Annotated in this window: 17 protein-coding genes; 10 read left to right on the top strand and 7 right to left on the bottom strand. The window is 72.0% G+C overall.

All coding sequences use genetic code 11. The annotated features are described in order from the left end of the window. The first annotated feature begins 65 nt into the window (after positions 1-65). The gene (locus tag ACZ6BG_RS35465; protein ID WP_469009536.1) at positions 66-1,019 is read left to right on the top strand and encodes an SAM-dependent methyltransferase; all 954 of its coding nucleotides are present in this window, start codon (positions 66-68) and stop codon (positions 1,017-1,019) included. 70 nt (positions 1,020-1,089) lie between these two features. On the opposite strand, the gene ACZ6BG_RS35460 is transcribed toward ACZ6BG_RS35465, so the two are convergent. After that, the gene (locus ACZ6BG_RS35460) at positions 1,090-2,286 is read right to left on the bottom strand and encodes an NADH-quinone oxidoreductase subunit D (protein WP_469009408.1); all 1,197 of its coding nucleotides are present in this window, start codon (positions 2,284-2,286) and stop codon (positions 1,090-1,092) included. A 93-nt stretch (positions 2,287-2,379) separates the two neighbouring features. Between ACZ6BG_RS35460 and ACZ6BG_RS35455 the strand changes: the two genes are divergently transcribed. Both ACZ6BG_RS35455 and ACZ6BG_RS35450 read left to right on the top strand, forming a co-directional pair. Next, the gene (locus ACZ6BG_RS35455) at positions 2,380-2,895 is read left to right on the top strand and encodes a PH domain-containing protein (protein WP_469009405.1); all 516 of its coding nucleotides are present in this window, start codon (positions 2,380-2,382) and stop codon (positions 2,893-2,895) included. Between the two features lie 137 nt (positions 2,896-3,032). Continuing rightward, positions 3,033-4,376, top strand: a complete 1,344-nt coding sequence (locus tag ACZ6BG_RS35450) for a PH domain-containing protein (RefSeq protein WP_469009401.1) — start codon at positions 3,033-3,035, stop codon at positions 4,374-4,376. Between the two features lie 431 nt (positions 4,377-4,807). On the opposite strand, the gene ACZ6BG_RS35445 is transcribed toward ACZ6BG_RS35450, so the two are convergent. The 4 genes from ACZ6BG_RS35445 to ACZ6BG_RS35430 form a co-directional block, all read right to left on the bottom strand. Beyond that, positions 4,808-6,100: a coiled-coil domain-containing protein gene (locus ACZ6BG_RS35445; RefSeq protein ID WP_469009399.1), complete on the bottom strand. Its 1,293-nt coding sequence runs from the start codon at positions 6,098-6,100 to the stop codon at positions 4,808-4,810. A 243-nt stretch (positions 6,101-6,343) separates the two neighbouring features. After that, the gene (locus ACZ6BG_RS35440; protein WP_469009397.1) at positions 6,344-7,309 is read right to left on the bottom strand and encodes an ABC transporter substrate-binding protein; all 966 of its coding nucleotides are present in this window, start codon (positions 7,307-7,309) and stop codon (positions 6,344-6,346) included. A 90-nt stretch (positions 7,310-7,399) separates the two neighbouring features. Beyond that, complete coding sequence (locus ACZ6BG_RS35435) at positions 7,400-8,080, bottom strand: ABC transporter permease (protein WP_385712784.1); 681 nt, start codon at positions 8,078-8,080, stop codon at positions 7,400-7,402. Next, entirely contained in the window at positions 8,077-8,817 is a 741-nt protein-coding gene (locus ACZ6BG_RS35430) for an ABC transporter permease (protein WP_469009394.1), read from the bottom strand. Before ACZ6BG_RS35430 ends, ACZ6BG_RS35435 begins: the two co-directional genes overlap by 4 nt. Before the next feature lie 175 nt (positions 8,818-8,992). On the opposite strand from ACZ6BG_RS35430, the gene ACZ6BG_RS35425 reads away from it, so the two are divergent. Beyond that, the gene (locus ACZ6BG_RS35425) at positions 8,993-10,156 is read left to right on the top strand and encodes an ABC transporter ATP-binding protein (protein ID WP_469009392.1); all 1,164 of its coding nucleotides are present in this window, start codon (positions 8,993-8,995) and stop codon (positions 10,154-10,156) included. A gap of 91 nt (positions 10,157-10,247) precedes the next feature. Here ACZ6BG_RS35425 and ACZ6BG_RS35420 read toward each other — a convergent pair whose 3' ends face one another. Continuing rightward, a complete protein-coding gene (locus ACZ6BG_RS35420; RefSeq protein WP_469009390.1) occupies positions 10,248-11,381 on the bottom strand; it encodes an alpha/beta hydrolase in 1,134 nt (377 codons plus the stop codon). A gap of 237 nt (positions 11,382-11,618) precedes the next feature. Between ACZ6BG_RS35420 and ACZ6BG_RS35415 the strand changes: the two genes are divergently transcribed. From ACZ6BG_RS35415 to ACZ6BG_RS35390, 6 genes are all read left to right on the top strand, one after another. Continuing rightward, the gene (locus tag ACZ6BG_RS35415) at positions 11,619-13,445 is read left to right on the top strand and encodes a phosphatidylglycerol lysyltransferase domain-containing protein (protein WP_469009386.1); all 1,827 of its coding nucleotides are present in this window, start codon (positions 11,619-11,621) and stop codon (positions 13,443-13,445) included. Between the two features lie 30 nt (positions 13,446-13,475). Beyond that, positions 13,476-14,354: a dihydropteroate synthase gene (folP, locus tag ACZ6BG_RS35410; RefSeq protein ID WP_469009383.1), complete on the top strand. Its 879-nt coding sequence runs from the start codon at positions 13,476-13,478 to the stop codon at positions 14,352-14,354. After that, complete coding sequence (locus ACZ6BG_RS35405) at positions 14,351-14,962, top strand: nuclear transport factor 2 family protein (protein WP_469009380.1); 612 nt, start codon at positions 14,351-14,353, stop codon at positions 14,960-14,962. The genes folP and ACZ6BG_RS35405 overlap by 4 nt, the downstream gene beginning before the upstream one ends. Positions 14,963-15,138: 176 nt before the next feature. Continuing rightward, entirely contained in the window at positions 15,139-15,498 is a 360-nt protein-coding gene (gene folB / locus ACZ6BG_RS35400; RefSeq protein WP_030361050.1) for a dihydroneopterin aldolase, read from the top strand. Then, positions 15,495-16,091, top strand: coding sequence for a 2-amino-4-hydroxy-6-hydroxymethyldihydropteridine diphosphokinase (folK, locus tag ACZ6BG_RS35395; RefSeq protein ID WP_030361051.1), 597 nt, complete (start codon positions 15,495-15,497; stop codon positions 16,089-16,091). The genes folB and folK overlap by 4 nt, the downstream gene beginning before the upstream one ends. Before the next feature lie 120 nt (positions 16,092-16,211). Next, positions 16,212-16,700 (top strand): DUF3180 domain-containing protein, encoded by a 489-nt coding sequence (locus ACZ6BG_RS35390; RefSeq protein ID WP_468460095.1) that lies wholly within the window; start codon positions 16,212-16,214, stop codon positions 16,698-16,700. 112 nt (positions 16,701-16,812) lie between these two features. On the opposite strand, the gene folE is transcribed toward ACZ6BG_RS35390, so the two are convergent. Next, positions 16,813-17,418, bottom strand: a complete 606-nt coding sequence (gene folE / locus ACZ6BG_RS35385; RefSeq protein ID WP_469009377.1) for a GTP cyclohydrolase I FolE — start codon at positions 17,416-17,418, stop codon at positions 16,813-16,815. Positions 17,419-17,496 lie beyond the last annotated feature (78 nt).

Below are 17,496 nucleotides of genomic sequence, written 5' to 3'. Positions count from 1 at the left end.
TGACGAATGAGGCACGGGGAGCGCCGCGGGCGCCAGTCGGCGCGCCGCGCGCCTGGCGGGAAGCCATGGAGGAGGCGCTGTACGGCCCGGAGGGCTTCTATCGGCGCCCGGAGGGACCCGCGGGCCACTTCCGCACCTCCGTGCACGCCTCGCCCCTGTTCGCGGCTGCCGTGGCCCGGCTCCTGTGCCGCGTCGACGCCGCGCTGGGGCACCCCGGGGAGCTGGCGTTCGTGGACATGGGCGCGGGCCGCGGCGAGCTGACGGCGGGCGTCCTCGCGGCGCTGCCCGCGGACGTGGCGGCACGCACGCGCGCGTACGCGGTGGAGCGCGCCGAGCGCCCCGAGGGCATCGACCCGGTGATCGAGTGGCGCGCGGAGCCCCCGGCCGACGTGACCGGCCTGCTCTTCGCCAACGAGTGGCTCGACAACGTCCCCCTGGACGTGGCCGAGCGGGCCCCCGACGGGGCGGCGCGCCAGGTCCTCGTGCACGCCGACGGCACCGAGGAACTCGGCGATCCCGTGGCGGGGCCCGACGCCGCGTGGCTCGCGCGCTGGTGGCCGCTCGGCCCGGAGGCGGGCCTGCGCGCGGAGATCGGCCGTCCCCGGGACGAGGCGTGGACGGCGGCCCTCGCGACGCTCACGCGCGGCCTCGCGGTCGCCGTCGACTACGCCCACACCCGCGCCGACCGGCCGCCCTTCGGTACGTTGACGGGCTTTCGCGCGGGCCGCGAGGAGCCGCCCGTCCCGGACGGCAGCCGCGACATCACCGCGCATGTCGCCCTGGACGCGTGCGCCCTGCCCGACGCCCTGCTGCTCACCCAGCGCGCCGCCCTGCGCGCCCTGGGGGTCTCCGGCGACCGCCCGCCCCTGACCCTCGCCACCAGCGACCCGGCGGGCTACGTACGGGCCCTGGCCCGCGCGGGCGAGGCCGCGGAGCTGACGGCGGCGGGCGGCCTCGGCGACTTCGGCTGGCTGACGCAGCCGGTCGACATGCCCCTGGGGGACGTACTCACACCCTGACTACGTGTCGATGACTGCTTGCCGATGCCTACGTGTCGATGACTACGTGTCGATGACTACGTGTCGATGACTACTTGTCGATGTCGCCGACCACGAAGAACAGCGACCCCAGGATCGCCACCATGTCGGCGACGAGCTGCCCCGGCAGGAGTTCCGCCAGGGCCTGGATGTTGTTGTACGAGGCGGAGCGCAGCTTCAGCCGGTACGGGGTCTTCTCGCCCTTGGACACCAGGTAGTAGCCGTTGATGCCGAGGGGGTTCTCGGTCCAGGCGTACGTGTGGCCCTCGGGGGCCTTGAGGACCTTCGGCAGCCGTTGGTTGATCGGGCCCCGCGGGAGGTCGACGACACGGTCCAGGCAGGCGTCCGCGAGGTCGAGGGCGTTGTGGGTCTGCTCCAGGAGGCACTCGAAGCGGGCCAGGCAGTCGCCCTCCTCGCGGGTCACCACCTTCAGGACGTCGCCCAGGTCGCCGTACGCCAGGTACGGCTCGTCGCGGCGCAGGTCGAAGTCCACTCCGGAGGCGCGGGCGATGGGACCGCTCACTCCGTAGGCGTGCACCGCCTCTCCGGAGAGCACGCCCACACCGCGGGTGCGCCCCCGGAAGATCTCGTTGCCGAGCACGAGCCGGTCGTACACGTCCATGCGCGACCGCACCGAGGCGACGGCCGCCCGCGCGCGCGTGGTCCAGCCCGCGGGCAGGTCCTCCTTGAGGCCGCCGACCCGGTTGAACATGTAGTGCATGCGGCCGCCGGAGATCTCCTCCATGACGTTCTGCAGCTCTTCGCGCTCCCGGAAGGCGTAGAAGACCGGGGTGATGCCGCCCAGCTCCAGCGGGTACGAGCCGAGGAACATCAGGTGGTTCAGGACCCGGTTCAGCTCCGCGAGGAGCGTGCGCGTCCACACCGCGCGCTCGGGCACCTCCATGCCGAGCATCCGCTCGACGGCCATGACCACGCCCAGCTCGTTCGAGAACGCCGACAGCCAGTCGTGGCGGTTGGCCAGCATCACGATCTGCCGGTAGTCGCGCGCCTCGAAGAGCTTCTCCGCGCCGCGGTGCATATAGCCGATGACCGGCTCCGCGCGCTCGATCCGCTCGCCGTCGAGGACGAGCCGCAGCCGCAGCACGCCGTGCGTGGACGGGTGCTGCGGGCCGATGTTGAGCACCATGTCGGTGCTCTCGGCGGCACCGCCGATGCCGAACGTGGTCTCGGCGGGTTCCGTCGTCCGCGGCGGCCGCGTGCTGGGCGTGTGCTCCGTCGTGGGGCTCATGCCCACAGTCTGTCGTACGCCCGGCGCGGCGCCACGGTCAGATCCCGTACGCGGGGCCGCACCGCGGTCGGATCCCGTACGTAGGCTTGAGGCATGGAGACCGGGACGGGGTCGGGGCCAGGGGGAGCCACGGGGGAGCGCGAGACGCCGCCCGTGTGGACCGGGCTGCCGCGCGGAGTGCTGACCATGCGCCGGATGCTGCTCGTGGTGTGGCTGGTGCCGCTCGGGGTGGCGCTCGGCGTGCTGCTCGGCCTGTTCGCCGGGCCCGGGTGGGCGGCCTTCGGGGCGCTGCCGCTCGCGCTCACGGCCTGGGGCTGGGTGCTGCTCGGGCGCAACTGGCGCTCGTGGCAGTACGCCGAGCGGGCCGACGACCTCCTCATCAGCCGGGGCGTGCTGTGGCGCGAGGAGACGATCGTGCCGTACGGCCGCATGCAGCTCGTCGAGGTCACGTCCGGCCCCGTGGAGCGGTACTTCGGCCTGGCCGGCGTCCAGCTGCACACGGCCGCGGCAGCCACGGACGCCCGCATCCCCGGCCTCGACCCCCAGGAGGCCGAGCGCCTGCGCGACCGCCTCACGGAGCTCGGCGAGGCCCGATCGGCGGGGCTGTGAGCGGGGCTCGGGAGCGTGAGCAGGGCGAGGCGGAGACGGCCGCTGACGTGCGGCCGCCCGCTGAGGACGTGGAACCGGCACGCTCCGACGATCTGGAAGCCGCGGAGGCCGCAGAGGCTACGGAAGCCGCTGGTGACGTGGGTGACGCAGGTGACACGGGTGCCGCAGACGACACGCAAGGCATACGAGAACGGCGTCTGCACCCCGTCACGCCACTGCGCCGCGCCTGGGCGCCGGTCGCGATCCTCGTCGGCTGGGCCTTCCACGACCCGGACGGCACCCAGCGCCGACTGTCCGAGCTGACCGCGACGACGCTCGCCCTCGGCGCCACGGCCGTGGTGGTCGGCGGCGCCCTGTACGGCTTTCTGAGCTGGTGGTTCACGCACTTCGCCGTCACGGACACGGAGTTGCGCATCCGCACCGGGCTGCTGTTCCGGCGCACCGCGCACATCCGCCTCGACCGGCTCCAGGCCGTCGACGTGACGCAGCCGCTCGCGGCCCGCCTCGTGGGCGTGGCCAAGCTCAAACTGGACGTGGTCGGCACCGAGAAGAAGGACGAGCTGGCCTACCTCGACGAGAAGCACGCCGCCGCGCTGCGCGCCGAACTGCTCGCGCGGGCGGCCGGTTTCGCCCCGGAGACGGCCCGCGCGGTCGGCGAGGCGCCTGCCCGGAACCTGCTGCACGTGGAGCCCCGCATGCTCGCCGTGTCGCTGCTGTTGACCGGCGCGCCCTGGGCGCTCCTGGTGGCCGCGCTCGTCGTGCCGACGGTGCTGTGGCTGATCACGCACAACGCGTGGACGGTCATCGCGACGGCGCTGCCCATGCTGGGCGGCGCGTTCGCGAGCAGTGTGGGCCGGTTCATCGCGGAGTACGACTGGCGGGTGGGCGAGTCCCCCGACGGCCTGCGCATCGACCACGGGCTGCTCGACAAGGCGCACGAGACGGTGCCGCCGGGGCGCGTGCAGACGGTCCACGTGGTCGAGCCGATGCTGTGGCGGCGCCTGGACTGGGTGCGCGTCGAGCTGGACGTGGCGGGTTCGTCCAACAGCGTGCTCGTGCCGGTCGCCCCGCGCGCGCTCGCCGAGTCGGTGATCGCGCGGGTGCTGCCCGGAGCGCGGGTGCCGGCGGCGAGCGAACTGTCACGGCCGCCGAAACGGGCCGCGTGGTGCGTGCCGGTGTGGTGGCACGGCTACGGCCTCACGGTCACCGACGCGGTCTTCGCCGCCCGCCACGGACTGCTCCGCCGCCGCCTCTCCCTGGTCCCGCACGCGAAGGTGCAGAGCGTAAGGCTGTCCCAGGGCCCCTGGGAGCGCTTCAAGGACGTCGCCGACGTACTGGTGGACACGGGGGCCAACAAGACGGTCACAGCCCGCCTACGGGGCACGGAGGAGGCCGCGGAACTCCTGCGCGCCCAGGCGGAACGCTCCCGGACGGGGCGGCGGGAGGCGTTGCCGGACCGGTGGATGGTGGGTGGGGGTTGAGGGGAGGGGGCGCGGGGCGAATCTGACTCGTGGGCGCGGGGCGACTCCGACCCGCACGCATGCGCAGTGACTCCGACCCGCACACACGCGCAGCGACTCCGACCCACGGACGCGCAGTGACTCCGACCCACGGACGCCCGGCACCACCAACGCCCGGCGGTGCGCCGCGTCCTGCGGAGACGGGTCGGCGGAAGGCGCGCGGCAAACCCGGGGACGAGGGCACGAGACACGGCCAGGGCCGAAGGGTGCGCCGCGTCCGGGTGAAACGGGTGGGCGGTCGGGGGAGGGCGCACGGCGACTCAGCGACGAGGCGCACGCAGGACCACCCGTGCCGGACGGCGCCCCGCGTCCCACAGCAACGGGCGGGCGGGTGGGGGAAAGGCCGCCGCGCAAGCGGCGGTCGGCCCAGGGCGCCCCGGGTCAGGGGAACGCTACGCGCGCAGTGCGGTGCGCAGCCCCTCCACGTCGATCTGCTCCGTCTCGTCGTGGGCCGTCAGGTCGATGACCTGCCCGACCCCGCGCTCGGCGTCCGTCGCCGCGTCCGACGGCCTGAACTCGGCCTCGGCCTCCGCCTTGTGCACCGCGAGGGCCTCCTCGCCGACGACGTCCGCGAGGTCCTCGTTCTGCACGGCCTCCAGGGCGGCCGGAGCCACACTCTTCGCGGACGTGCTCTTCGTACCGAAGAAGTCGAAGCCGCCCTCGCCCGCGGGCCGCCGCACCCGCGCGGGCGGCACCACGGCCGCCGCGGCGGGAACCGCGAAGTGACCGGCGACCGCACGCTCGTGACCGTGCCCGTCGGCCGCCGCGGGCTTCCCCGGGCCGTCACCGCCGTCCACGTCACCGGGGCCGTCGTCGGCGACGGCGTCGGCGATGTCGGCGGCGTCGAGGCCGCCCTCCGTCACCGCGGGCCGCGCGCGTGCCCGCACCAGCCGGTCCAGCGCGTCGTTGGCGCGCCCGTACAGCGAGGGCGTAGGACTCGCCCCCGGCCGGACCGCGCCCCGGGCGCCCCCGGAAGTCCCGGAGTCCTGGGCGGAACCAGCCACGTCGGCGGACGCAGCGGGCACCGCGCCCTGACCCGAAGAAGCCGGATCGACGGACTCGACGGACTCGACCAACGAACCAGATTCGACCGACTCGGCGGAATCCGCGGACTCAGCAGCCGAAGCGACATCCCCAGCCCCGCCCGCAGCCCCGTCCACCTCAGCGGATACGCCCGCCTCGCCGTCATCCGCCCCCGCCCCGGGCGGCAACGCCCGCGTCGGAGTGCTGCCTGTCTCGATGGCGAGCAGCCGCCGCCGCTCAAGGGCGCTGGCCCGTTCCGTCTCCGCCGTCGCGTACCGCCGCAGCAGCGCCGCGTGCTCGTTGCGGAGCGCCGCGAGCTCGGCCCGCTTGGAGCGCAGCTTGGCCTCCAGCTTGGTGCGCAGCTCGCGCGACTCCTCCAGGTCGGACTCGGCCTCGGCTATGCGCTCGTCGTAGCGCCACTCGTCGCTCGCCCGGGCCCGGCTCAGCTCGGCGACGCGTTTGCCCGCCGACCGGTCCCACTGGCGCATGACGACCGAGCCGATGACGGCACTCGCGGCCGCCGCGGCGGCGAGGCCGCGCAGCACGACTGGTTCCGCGAACATCCAGGCGCCGCCGGCGCAGACGAGGGAGAAGCCTGCGACCGCCGACGGAGGAAGCAGCCTGTGCAATGGTGGGGAATGGCGGTGACGTCCACGTGGCATGGCCAGAAACTTACCGCGCGTAGGCGAAGTCTGGTGCCCCGCCCGCCAAATTCCCGGTACCCCCACCACAACTCCCCACCACGCCGAGCCACTTCCTCCTGGAAGCGTCACTCCATCTCCTCCGCGCGGATTCCGCAACCCGGCGCGCTCCGCTTCCGCATTCCGCCGCGAAGGCTCCCCGAGGATCCGGAGTTCGGCCTGGCCCGGGACCGCGCGGAGCGCGCGCCCGGGCCGTCCGGGGGCCTACTTCTTGATCAGCCCCTTCGACTCCAGATACTCCTTGGCGACATCCGCTTCCTTCTCGCGCTCGGCGTCGACCTTGCGGTTGAGTTCGATGAGATCGTCGGTCGTGAGCGTCTTGGTGACCTTGGCGAGGGCCGTGGCTATCTTCTTGTCGCCCGCCGACTTCTCGTTGACCACGGGAAGGATGTTGTCGGCGTTCTGGAGCTTCTTGTCGTCCTCCAGGATCACGAGGCCGAAGTTCTTCAGCGTCGCGTCCGTGGTCGTCGTCAGGACGAGCTGGTCCGTCCCGTTCTTCACGGCCTGCTTGGACTGGGTGGTGCCGACGCCCTTGGGGTCGATTCCGGCGACGTCGATGCCGTACTTCTTCTTCAGGCCCGGCGCGCAGAACGGCCGCGTCTCGCATTCGTCACCGGCGGCGATCCGGACCTTCTCACCGGACTTTCCAAGATCGGAAAGCGTCTTGAGCTTGTGCTCCTTGGCGTAATCCTCGGTCACCGCGAAGGCGTTCTGGTCCACGGCCTCACCGGCCGGGAGTGCCTTCAGACCGCGCGCCCCGGCGAGCTTGGTGAGCTGACCGTAGGTCGCGTCGAGATCACTGGAGGCGACCGGCTCGGCGTCCGCGCCGTTCTTCTTCAGGTTGAGGAATTCCGTGAGCGTGGCCGCGTATTCGGGCGCCACGTCGATGGTGCCCTTCTTCAGCTCGGGCTCGTACACCTCGCGGTTCTGGACGGTCTTCACCGACGCGTCGTACCCGGCGTCGCGCAGGACGCCCGCGTACAGCTCGGCCAGCACCTTCTGCTCGGTGAACCGCGCCGAGCCCACCACGATCTTGCCCTTGTCGCCGCCGTCGGACCCCTTGTCGTCCTCCAGGCTGTCGCCGCCGCACGCGGTGAGACCCGCGGTCAGCGCCACGACGGCCGTGGCCGCCCCTGCCATCCGTCGCGCGCGACGCGTCCTGCTGTTCATCGGTGAACCACCATTTCGAGAGTTTCCACATCAAGCGTCAAGAAGGGCCCCGGCCCGAACGGGCGGAGCCGACACGGAGCGCCCCGCCGCTCACTCGCTCACACGGGACCGCCCCCGCATCGGATCGAAGACCCACCCGGCGAGGACCAGGACACCCTCCACGGCCAGCGCGAGCAGCGCCACCAGGAAGGCGCCCGCGACGACCTGCGGGGTGTTCTGGAGGTTGAACCCGGCCGTGATGATCCGCCCGAGGCCCCCCTCCCCCGCCATAGCGGCGAGCGTCGCCGTGGCGACGACCTGCACCGCCGCCGACCGGACGCCCGTCATGATCAGCGGGTACGCCAGCGGCAGTTCGACGCGCGCGAACAGCTGCCGCCCGCTCATGCCCATGCCGCGCGCCGCCTCGACCACCGACCGGTCCACCTCGCGCATGCCGATGTAGGCGTTAGTGAGCAGCGGCGGCACGGCGAACAGGACGAGCGCGATCAGCGTCGGCAGGTCCCCGTGCTCGCCGAGCGGGGTGAGCGTGAGCAGGATGAGGACGGCGAGCGTGGGCACCGCACGGCCCACGTTGGAGATGTTGACCGCGAGCGCGCCGCCCTTGCCGATGTGGCCGAGCAGCATGGCGAGCGGCAGCGCGATCAGGCAGGCCACGGCGAGGCACACGCCGCTGAAGTACAGATGCTCGGCGAGCCGGTGCCACACCCCCTTCTCGCCCTGCCAGTTGGCCGACGTGGTCAGCCAGTCGTAGGCACCGGATATCGCGTTCATACGGGCTCAGCCACCTTGGCCACGCTCTTGGCCGCGCCCGCCTTGCGCGCGAAGCGGCCCGGTCGTATTCGATGAGCTCGCGTCCAGGGCGTCAGGAGCCGCTGGAGGGCGAGGAGCAGCAGGTCGGCCGCGATGGCGAGCGCGACGCACAGCGCCGATGCCGTGAGCACCTGCGCCTTGAACTGGGTGTCGAGGCCGTCGAGGATCAGCGTGCCGAGGCCGCCGTAGTCCACGATGGCGCCGACGGTGGTGAGGGCGACCGTGGAGACCGTCGTGATCCGCACACCCGCGAGCAACGCCGGAAGTGCGAGAGGCAATTCCACTTCCCACAGCAGTCGCAGCGGGCCGTACCCCATCCCCTTGGCGGCTTCTCTGGCTTCTTCGGGGACCGCCTGGAGACCCGCGAGGATGTTCCGCACGAGGATCGTCAGCGAATACAGCACGAGGCCCGTGACGACCAGGGACGCCGACAGGCCGAAGAAGGGCAGCAGCAGCGAGAACATCGCCAGGGACGGAATCGAGTACAGCACGGTGGTCACGCCGAGAATCGGTGCCGCGAGGAAGCGCCAGCGGCGCGCGAGCAGCGCGAGGGGCAGTGCGACCGCCACTCCTATCGCCACTGACGCAGCCGTGATCGCCACGTGCTCCACCGTCGCGTCGATCAATTCCTGGCTGCGGGAACGGACGTACTCACCGCAGATCCAGTCGTTCGCCACCAGGCAGTCGCGCTTGCTCACCCGCCCCGCCTCCCCCGAAAGCCCGTCACCATGCCCACCCGTACACGTGCCGAAAGCCACATGTTCCGCTGTCTGGCGACCCTAACCCCGAGCACTGACAATCACCGAGACGCAGCGAGGCTCTTCGTGCCGGCGCAACACGGCCTTCACAGAACACGCGCCACAATGGGGAATCATGATCCGGTTCGAGAACGTGACCAAGCGGTACGCGGACGGCACAACGGCCGTCGACGACCTGTCCTTCGAGGTGGGCGAGGGTGAACTGGTCACGCTCGTCGGCCCGTCGGGCTGCGGCAAGACCACGACGATGAAAATGGTGAACCGGCTCATCGAGCCCACCGGCGGGCGGATATTCCTCGACGGCGACGACATATCCGGAATCGACCCCGTCCAACTCCGCCGCCGAATCGGCTATGTCATCCAGCAGGTCGGTCTGTTCCCGCACAAGACGGTCCTGGACAACACGGCGACCGTCCCGCACCTGCTCGGCGTGAAGCGCGCCAAGGCCCGCGAGCGCGCCGCCGAACTGCTCGACCTCGTCGGCCTCGACCCGGCGACCTTCGGCGACCGCTACCCCGAGCAGCTCTCCGGCGGCCAGCGCCAACGCGTCGGCGTGGCCCGGGCGCTGGCGGCCGACCCGCCCGTGCTGCTGATGGACGAGCCGTTCGGCGCGGTCGACCCGGTGGTGCGCGAGCACCTGCAGAACGAGTTCCTCCGCCTCCAGCAGGCCGTGCGCAAGACCGTGCTCTTCGTCACGCACGACATCGAGGAGGCCGTCCGCCTCGGCGACCGCATCGCCGTCTACGGCCACGGCCGCATCGAGCAGTTCGACACCCCCTCGACCGTCCTCGGCTCACCCGCGACCGAGTACGTCGCCGACTTCGTGGGCGCGGACCGGGGCCTGAAGCGGCTTTCGGTGACCCCCATCGAGGAGGGCGACCTGGAGCAGCCGCCCGTCGTGCACCTCGACGACCCGCTGCCCAAGGAGTTCGACGCGGACGCCCGCTGGGCCGTCGTCCTGGACGGCGAGAACAACCTGCACGGCTGGCTCTCCGCCGAGCACGCTCGCGTGGGCACCGGCACGGTGCGCGCGCACGCGCGCCGGATGGAGGCGTGGCTGCCGGTGGGCGCGAGCCTGAAGCAGGCGTTCTCGACGATGCTCCAGCACGACGCGGGCTGGATCGCGGTCATCGACGAGAAGAGCGAAGGCCGGTTCCTCGGGGTGCTCACCCCGGCCCGGCTGCACGAGGCGCTGCGCCGCTCGACGGCGGCGGACGCGCGGGCCATCCCGCGCGACGAGGTGGAGCTGGAGACGGTGGCCTCGGTCCTGGGAGCCTGACCCCCGGCACCGGACGCCCGGCGTCAGCGCACGCCGGGCGCCGCTCCGGGGCCGCCGTCGGCGCGAGCCGGGCGCTCCTTCACGGCCGGCGTCAGCGCACGTCCGACCCTCCGGTCAGCCGTCCGCTCATCCACACCAGCGACGCCGGGATCTCACGCCGCCAGGTGTTGAAGTTGTGGCCCCCGCTCTCCAGGGTGATCGACGACACCCGGGTCGGCGCCTTGACCTTGTCGATGAACTTCTTGGTGTCCTTGAAGTTGCCCTCGCCCTTCTTGCTGGTGGTCACCAGCAGGGAGGTCTTGGGCGGCGGCATGTGGTCGAGGTACCACATCAGGTCCGCGCGCCGCTCCAGGTCCTTGTCCCCGTGGAACAGGTTGCCCGTCGTCACGTCCTGGGCCGCCTTGTAGTAGGCGGAGAGGCCGACTCCGGCGCCGTACACACCGGGGTGGTGCATGGCCAGCTTCAGGGCGCAGTAGCCGCCCGTGGAGTCGCCGATGATGCCCCAGCTGTCGGGCTTCTTGCCGACCCGGTAGTGGTCGGTGATGGCGTCGGGCAGGTCCTTGGCGAAGAACGTCTCGGACTGCGGGCCGCCGGGGATGTCGACGCACTCGGTGTCCCGGGGCGGCGCCACCGTCGGCCGCAGCATGACCAGGATCATCGGCTGCATCTTGCCGTCCTTGGCCTGCCGGTGGGCCGTCTGCGGGTAGTGCAGGCCCTTGATCAGGGCTTCCGCGGTGCCGGGGTAGCCGGTGAGGACCGCGGCCGCGGGGAACGTGCGGTGCTTGTACTGCGGCTGGAAGTACTCCGGCGGCAGATACACGTACGCCGGGCTGGCGATCCTGGAGTTCCGGCCCTGGATGTCGATCTTCTGGATCTGTCCGCCCACACGGGGGATGCCGCCGCCGGGTACGTCCACGGACTTGGTGTCGACCACCCGGACGGGCCCCTTCTCGCCCTTCATGGCGTCGTGGTCGACGACCACGCCCTGCGCCGTCTCCTGACCGAAGAGGTCGGCCCAGGTGGCGTAGAAGCCGAACGCCTGGTTGGCGGAGAGGCCGACCGACGCGAAGACGGCCAGCTGTGTGGCGAGCAGCAGCCCGACGCGGCCGGTGACGGCCCGCCAGCTGCGGCGTGCGAGCCGCGGCCACAGCCAGATCGTGCCGATGAACAGCAGCACGGCCAGCGCTACCGCAAGTGCCAGCACATTATTGCTCGTGAGACCCATGGGATGATCCTGCCTGCGCTTTCTGCCTGTTCTCTTCCCGGGGGGCGGAACCGTCGGCTCCAGACGAGCGACGTTCCTTTTCCGCCAGCTTTACACCGGTTTTCCGGCCGGGAGTGAACCCGTGTCCCCGAAGGACCGTCCTAGAGGGCGCAATATCACCGGACGCCACCTTTGGCACCGGATGGAAGCTCTCTCGCAGAACTACGGGATGCGATGTCTGTCAGGATAGATGGGGAAATGTCGGGTGCGGTTCCAGGAGGCAACGACGGCAGCGACCGAGGGCTGCGCCGGTTCTTCCGCGGCCCCCGCCCCGAAGCCGTCCCGGTCCTCGCAGCGAGAATCTGCACCCTCGTCGCGCTCCTGAACATCGCGGCCGGTGTGTTCCCCCGCTTCCGGCGCAGCCGGCTGCACACCTTCGCGGAGGTCCTGCCGGGCGCGCTCGGCCCCTTCGCGGCCGCGCTCGCGCTGAGCTGCGGCGTCCTGCTGCTCCTGCTCGCGCACGGACTGCGGCGGCACAAGCGCCGGGCGTGGCGCGCCGCGGTGGTGCTGCTCCCCGCGGGCGCGGTGGCGCAGTTCGCGTACCGGCACTCCTTCATCGGCGCGGCCATCTCGCTCGCGCTCCTCGCGCTGCTGCTGCGCCACCGCGGCGAGTTCGCCGCGCTGCCCGACCCGCGCAGCCGCTGGCGCGCCCTTGCCAACTTCGTGCTCCTGGGCGCCGGCTCCATCGCGCTCGGCCTGGTCATCGTCAGCGTCCACCCGAAGAAGGTCGTCGGCGACCCGAGCATCTCGGAGCGCCTCGCCCATGTGCTGTACGGCCTGTTCGGCTTCGAGGGGCCGGTCGACTACACCGGCAACACCTCCTGGACGGTCGGCTTCTCCCTCGGCGCCCTCGGCATGCTGACCGCTCTCACCACCATCTACCTGGCCTTCCGCCCCGAGCACCCGGCGGCGCGGCTCACCCAGGACGACGAGAGCCGGCTGCGCGAGCTGCTCGCCAAGCACGGCGGCCGGGACTCGCTCGGCCACTTCGCGCTCCGCCGCGACAAGGGCGTCGTGTTCTCGCCCAGCGGCAAGGCCGCCGTCACCTATCGCGTCGTCTCCGGTGTGATGCTCGCCTCGGGTGACCCGATCGGCGACGTGGAGGCCTGGCCGGGCGCCATCGAGCGCTTCATGGACGAGGCCAAGGCGCACTCCTGGACGCCCGCCGTCATGGGCTGCTCCGAGACCGGCGGCGAGGTCTGGACCCGCGAGACGGGCCTGGACGCCCTGGAACTCGGGGACGAGGCGGTGGTGGATGTCGCGGATTTCTCCCTGTCCGGGCGCGCGATGCGCAACGTGCGCCAGATGGTCAAGCGGATCGAGCGCAATGGCTACGAGACGCGCGTGCGGCGCATCCGTGACCTCGGCGAGAAGGAGCTCGAGCGCATCCAGCGCGCCGCCGAGGACTGGCGCGGCACCGACACCGAGCGCGGCTTCTCCATGGCCCTCGGCCGCATCGGCGACCCGAACGACGGCGACTGCCTGATCGCGACGGCCCACAAGGCCGAGGAGAAGCCCGGCCCCTACGGCGACCTGAAGGCCGTCATCCACTTCGTGCCGTGGGGCAAGGACGGCGTGTCCCTGGAGCTGATGCGCCGCGACCGCTCGGCCGACCCGGGCATGAACGAGCTGCTCATCGTCGCCGCCCTGCAGGCCGCGCCGAAGCTCGGCATCGAGCGGATCTCCCTGAACTTCGCGATGTTCCGGGCCGCGCTCGCGCGCGGCGAGAAGCTGGGCGCGGGCCCGGTCCTGCGGGCCTGGCGCGGCCTGCTCGTGTTCCTGTCGCGCTGGTTCCAGATCGAGTCGCTGTACAAGTTCAACGCGAAGTTCCGGCCGCGCTGGGAGCCCCGCTTCGTCGTCTACCGCTCCAGCCGCGACCTGCCGCGGATCGGCTTCGCGGCGATGCAGGCCGAGGGATTCGTGACGTTCGGCCTGCCGCGCTTCCTGCGCCGTGCCATCGCGCAGCGGCGCCCCTGCCCGCACCAGACGGCCCAGACCGCCGAGCGGGAGGTACGGGCGGCGTAACAGCCGTCCGCTCGGGCCTAGGCTTGAGGCATGAGTACGTTGCGCGGGCGGGGAACGGTCGAGGGTCTGCCTCAGTGGGACCGGTGTGCGGTCATGGGGGTGGTGAACGTGACCCCCGACTCCTTCTCCGACGGCGGCCGGTGGTTCGACACCACGGCCGCCGTCAAGCACGGCATCGACCTGGTCGCCCAGGGCGCCGACCTGGTCGACGTGGGCGGCGAGTCGACCCGCCCCGGCGCCTCGCGCGTGGACGAGGACGAGGAGCTGCGGCGCGTCGTCCCCGTCGTACGGGGCCTGGCCGCCGAGGGCGTCACGGTCTCCGTGGACACCATGCGGGCCCGAGTTGCCCGGGAGGCCCTCGCCGCGGGCGCGGTGCTCGTGAACGACGTCTCCGGAGGCCTCGCCGACCCGGACATGGTGCCGTCGGTCGCGGCCGCCCAGGCGCCGTTCGTGGTCATGCACTGGCGCGGCTTCCTCACCGACATCCACGCACGGCCCGTGTACGCGGACGTGGTCTCCGAAGTCGTCGACGAGCTCCACGCGCGCGTGGAGGCCGCCATCGACGGCGGGATCGCCCCGGAGCACATCGTCGTCGACCCGGGCCTCGGCTTCTCCAAGGACGCCGAGCACGACCTGGCGCTCCTCGCCCGCCTCGACCGGCTGCAGACGCTCGGCCGCCCCGTCCTGGTCGCCGCGTCCCGCAAGCGTTTCCTCGGCCGGGTCCTCGCGGGCCCCGAGGGCGCGCCGCCGCCCGCGCGGGAGCGCGACGCCGCCACGGCCGCGGTGTCCGCGATCGCCGCGCACCAGGGCGCCTGGGCGGTGCGGGTGCACGAGGTGCGGGCCACGGCGGACGCGGTGCGGGTCGCGCGGGCGGTCACCGGCGCGGCCGGGGAGGCGGGCGCTCAGTGACGCGCGCGGGAACGGATGTCGAGCAGGTCGAGCTCGCCAACACCGCCTTCTACGAGGCCTTGGAGCGCGGTGACTTCGACGGCGTGTCGGACCTGTGGCTGGACGCCGGGGACCTCGCCGACGCGGAGACGTACACCGGGCCGCAGGACGCGGACGACGACATCGGCGCGGGCGCGGCGGCCGAAGGGGACCACGCCCACCCCGAGCGCGCCGACAACCCCGACAACGGCGAGGGCGGCGCTGACGCGACCTCGGCCGGGCCCGCCATCTCCTGCGTGCACCCGGGCTGGCCGGTGCTCACGGGCCGCGGCGAGGTCCTCAGGTCGTACGCGCTGATCATGGCCAACACGGAGTACATCCAGTTCTTCCTCACCGACCTGCGGGTCAGCGTGGCCGGTGACACGGCCCTGGTGACCTGCACGGAGAACATCCTCAGCGGGGGCCCGGCGCCGCAGGAGGGCGACGAGCTGGGGCCGCTCGTGGGGCAGCTCGTGGTCGCCACGAACGTGTTCCGGCGCACGGCCGACGGCTGGAAACTGTGGTCGCACCACGCGTCACCCGTGCTTGCCGAATCCGGTGACGAAGAGGACGACGAGACACCCGCATGAGTGGTGGCGGGTCGCCGCCGAGTGGGTAGGGGCACCCGCGAACCGTCGTGGGAGGGCCGTCCGGCGGCCCCACGGGCGAACACTGTCGGTGCTCGCAGGTAGATTCGAATGTGGCTGGTGTGCCGACCGCACTCGGCGGGACCGGCCGATACCGACGACTGTCAGGAGTGATTCGCGTGGATCGTGTCGCGCTGCGTGGCCTGAAGGCGCGCGGGCACCACGGTGTGTACCCGCGGGAACGCGAGGAGGGCCAGACCTTCATCGTGGACCTGGTCCTCGGCCTGGACACCCGGGCGGCCGCGGCCGACGACGACCTGGCGAAGACCGTGCACTACGGCATCGTGGCGGAGGAGGTCGTGGCCGTCGTCGAGGGCGAGCCGGTGAACCTCATCGAGACGCTCTCCGAGCGCATCGCCCAGGCCTGCCTGAAGCACGACGGCGTCCTGGAGGTCGAGGTCACGGTCCACAAACCGGACGCCCCGATCACCGTCCCGTTCGACGACGTGACCGTCACCATCACCCGGAGCCGCGTATGACCCCCCACAGCGACCCCACCGTCCAGCCGGTCCCCACGTCCGTGGTGGAGCAGGTGGACGCCGCCGACACGACGCTCTCCAACCCCCAGCGCGCGGTGATCTCCCTCGGGTCGAACCTGGGCAACCGCCTGGAGACCCTCCAGGGTGCCGTCGACGCCCTGGAGGACACCCCCGGCCTGCGGGTCAAGGCGGTCTCCCCGGTGTACGAGACCGAGCCCTGGGGCGTCGAGCCCGGCTCCCAGCCGTCGTACTTCAACGCTGTGGTGGTCGTGAAGACGACGCTCCCCCCGGCCTCGCTCCTGGAGCGCGCGCACGCCGTCGAGGAGGCCTTCCACCGGGTCCGGGACGAGCGCTGGGGCCCGCGCACGATCGACGTCGACATCGTCGCGTACGCCGACGTGGTGTCGGACGACCCGGTTCTGACCCTCCCCCACCCGCGGGCGCACGAGCGGGCCTTCGTCCTCGCCCCGTGGCACGACGTCGAGCCGGAGGCGCAGCTCGCGGGCCGCGGTCCGGTCGCGGAGCTGCTCGCCGGGGTCGGCCGTGAGGGCGTGGCGCCCCGCGTCGACCTGGAACTCCGGCTGCCCGAGTAATCGTTAGGTCCACAGCGCACGGAATCCGTGCCACGGGCACGGCACGGCGACACGGCACGACGGCACGACGGCACGACGGCACGACAAAAACGGCAAGGGACAAGAGGGGCGACCTCCGGAATGAAGCAATTGCGCGTGAGGATGCTGGCAGGCCTCTTCGCCGTCGCCGGAGTGCTGTCCTGGGCGGGGGCCCGGCTGTGGGACTCCGTGGGCACGCTGCCCCGGGTGCCACTGGCCGCGCCCATCGTCCTCGCGCTGATCGCCGTGGTGCTGCTCGCCACGGCGATCTCACTGCGCGCGCGCCTGAAGGCCCAGCGGGAGCGGCGCCCCGGCGCAAAGGGCGTCGAGCCGCTGATGGCCGCCCGCGCGGTCGTCTTCGGTCAGGCCAGCGCGCTGGTCGCCGCCCTTGTCTGCGGGATGTACGGCGGCGTGGGCGTCTTCATGCTGGAGTTCCTGGACATCCCCGCCCGCCGGGACCAGGCGTACTACGCCGGCTTCTCGGTCCTCGCGGGCATCGGCGTGATAGCGGCCGCCTTCTTCCTGGAGCGGGTCTGCAGGCTCCCGGAGGACAGCGACGACGAACACGGCGGGGCAAGCCCCGCCGTGTGACACCGACACCGCCCGCGCGCCGACAAGGCATCGGACAGACACCCGCTGACACCCACTGACGATCGCGCTGTCGCGACTACCGCGGCTATCGCGGCTATCGCAGCTATCGCAGCTATCGCGCCATGATCAGGCTCATCGCCTCATTGCGCGTCGCCGGGTCCCGCAGCTGCCCCCGCACCGCCGACGTGATCGTCTTCGCGCCGGGCTTGCGGACACCCCGCATGGTCATGCACATGTGCTCGCACTCGACCACGACGATGACCCCGCGCGGCTCCAGTATCTCCATCAGGGAGTCCGCGATCTGCGTGGTCAGCCGCTCCTGGACCTGCGGGCGGCGGGCGTAGACGTCGACGAGCCGGGCGAGCTTGGACAGGCCGGTGATCTTGCCGTCGGAGGACGGGATGTACCCGACGTGGGCGACGCCGACGAACGGCACGAGGTGGTGCTCGCAGGAGCTCATCACCTCGATGTCCTTCACCAGGACCATCTCGTCGTGGCCCAGGTCGAACGTCGTCGTCAGAACGTCCTCGGGCGACTGCCACAGGCCCGCGAATATCTCCCGGTAGGCCCGCGCCACCCGCCCCGGCGTCTCCCGCAGGCCCTCGCGGTCCGGGTCCTCGCCGACCGCGATCAGCAGCTCCCGTACGGCGTTCTCGGCCCGCTTCTCGTCGAACTCACCGATCGTGCCCTCGCCGTCCAGCGTCACGGGGTCGGTCATCTGTGCCTCGTTCCTGGGTCCTGTGTTGCGGACGGCCGAAAAGAGCCGCGCCCCCCAGGCTAGAACCTGGGGGGCGCG

It is taken from the genome of Streptomyces sp. NPDC041205 (assembly GCF_055591765.1).
This window is presented reverse-complemented; position numbering and strand designations above follow the sequence as displayed.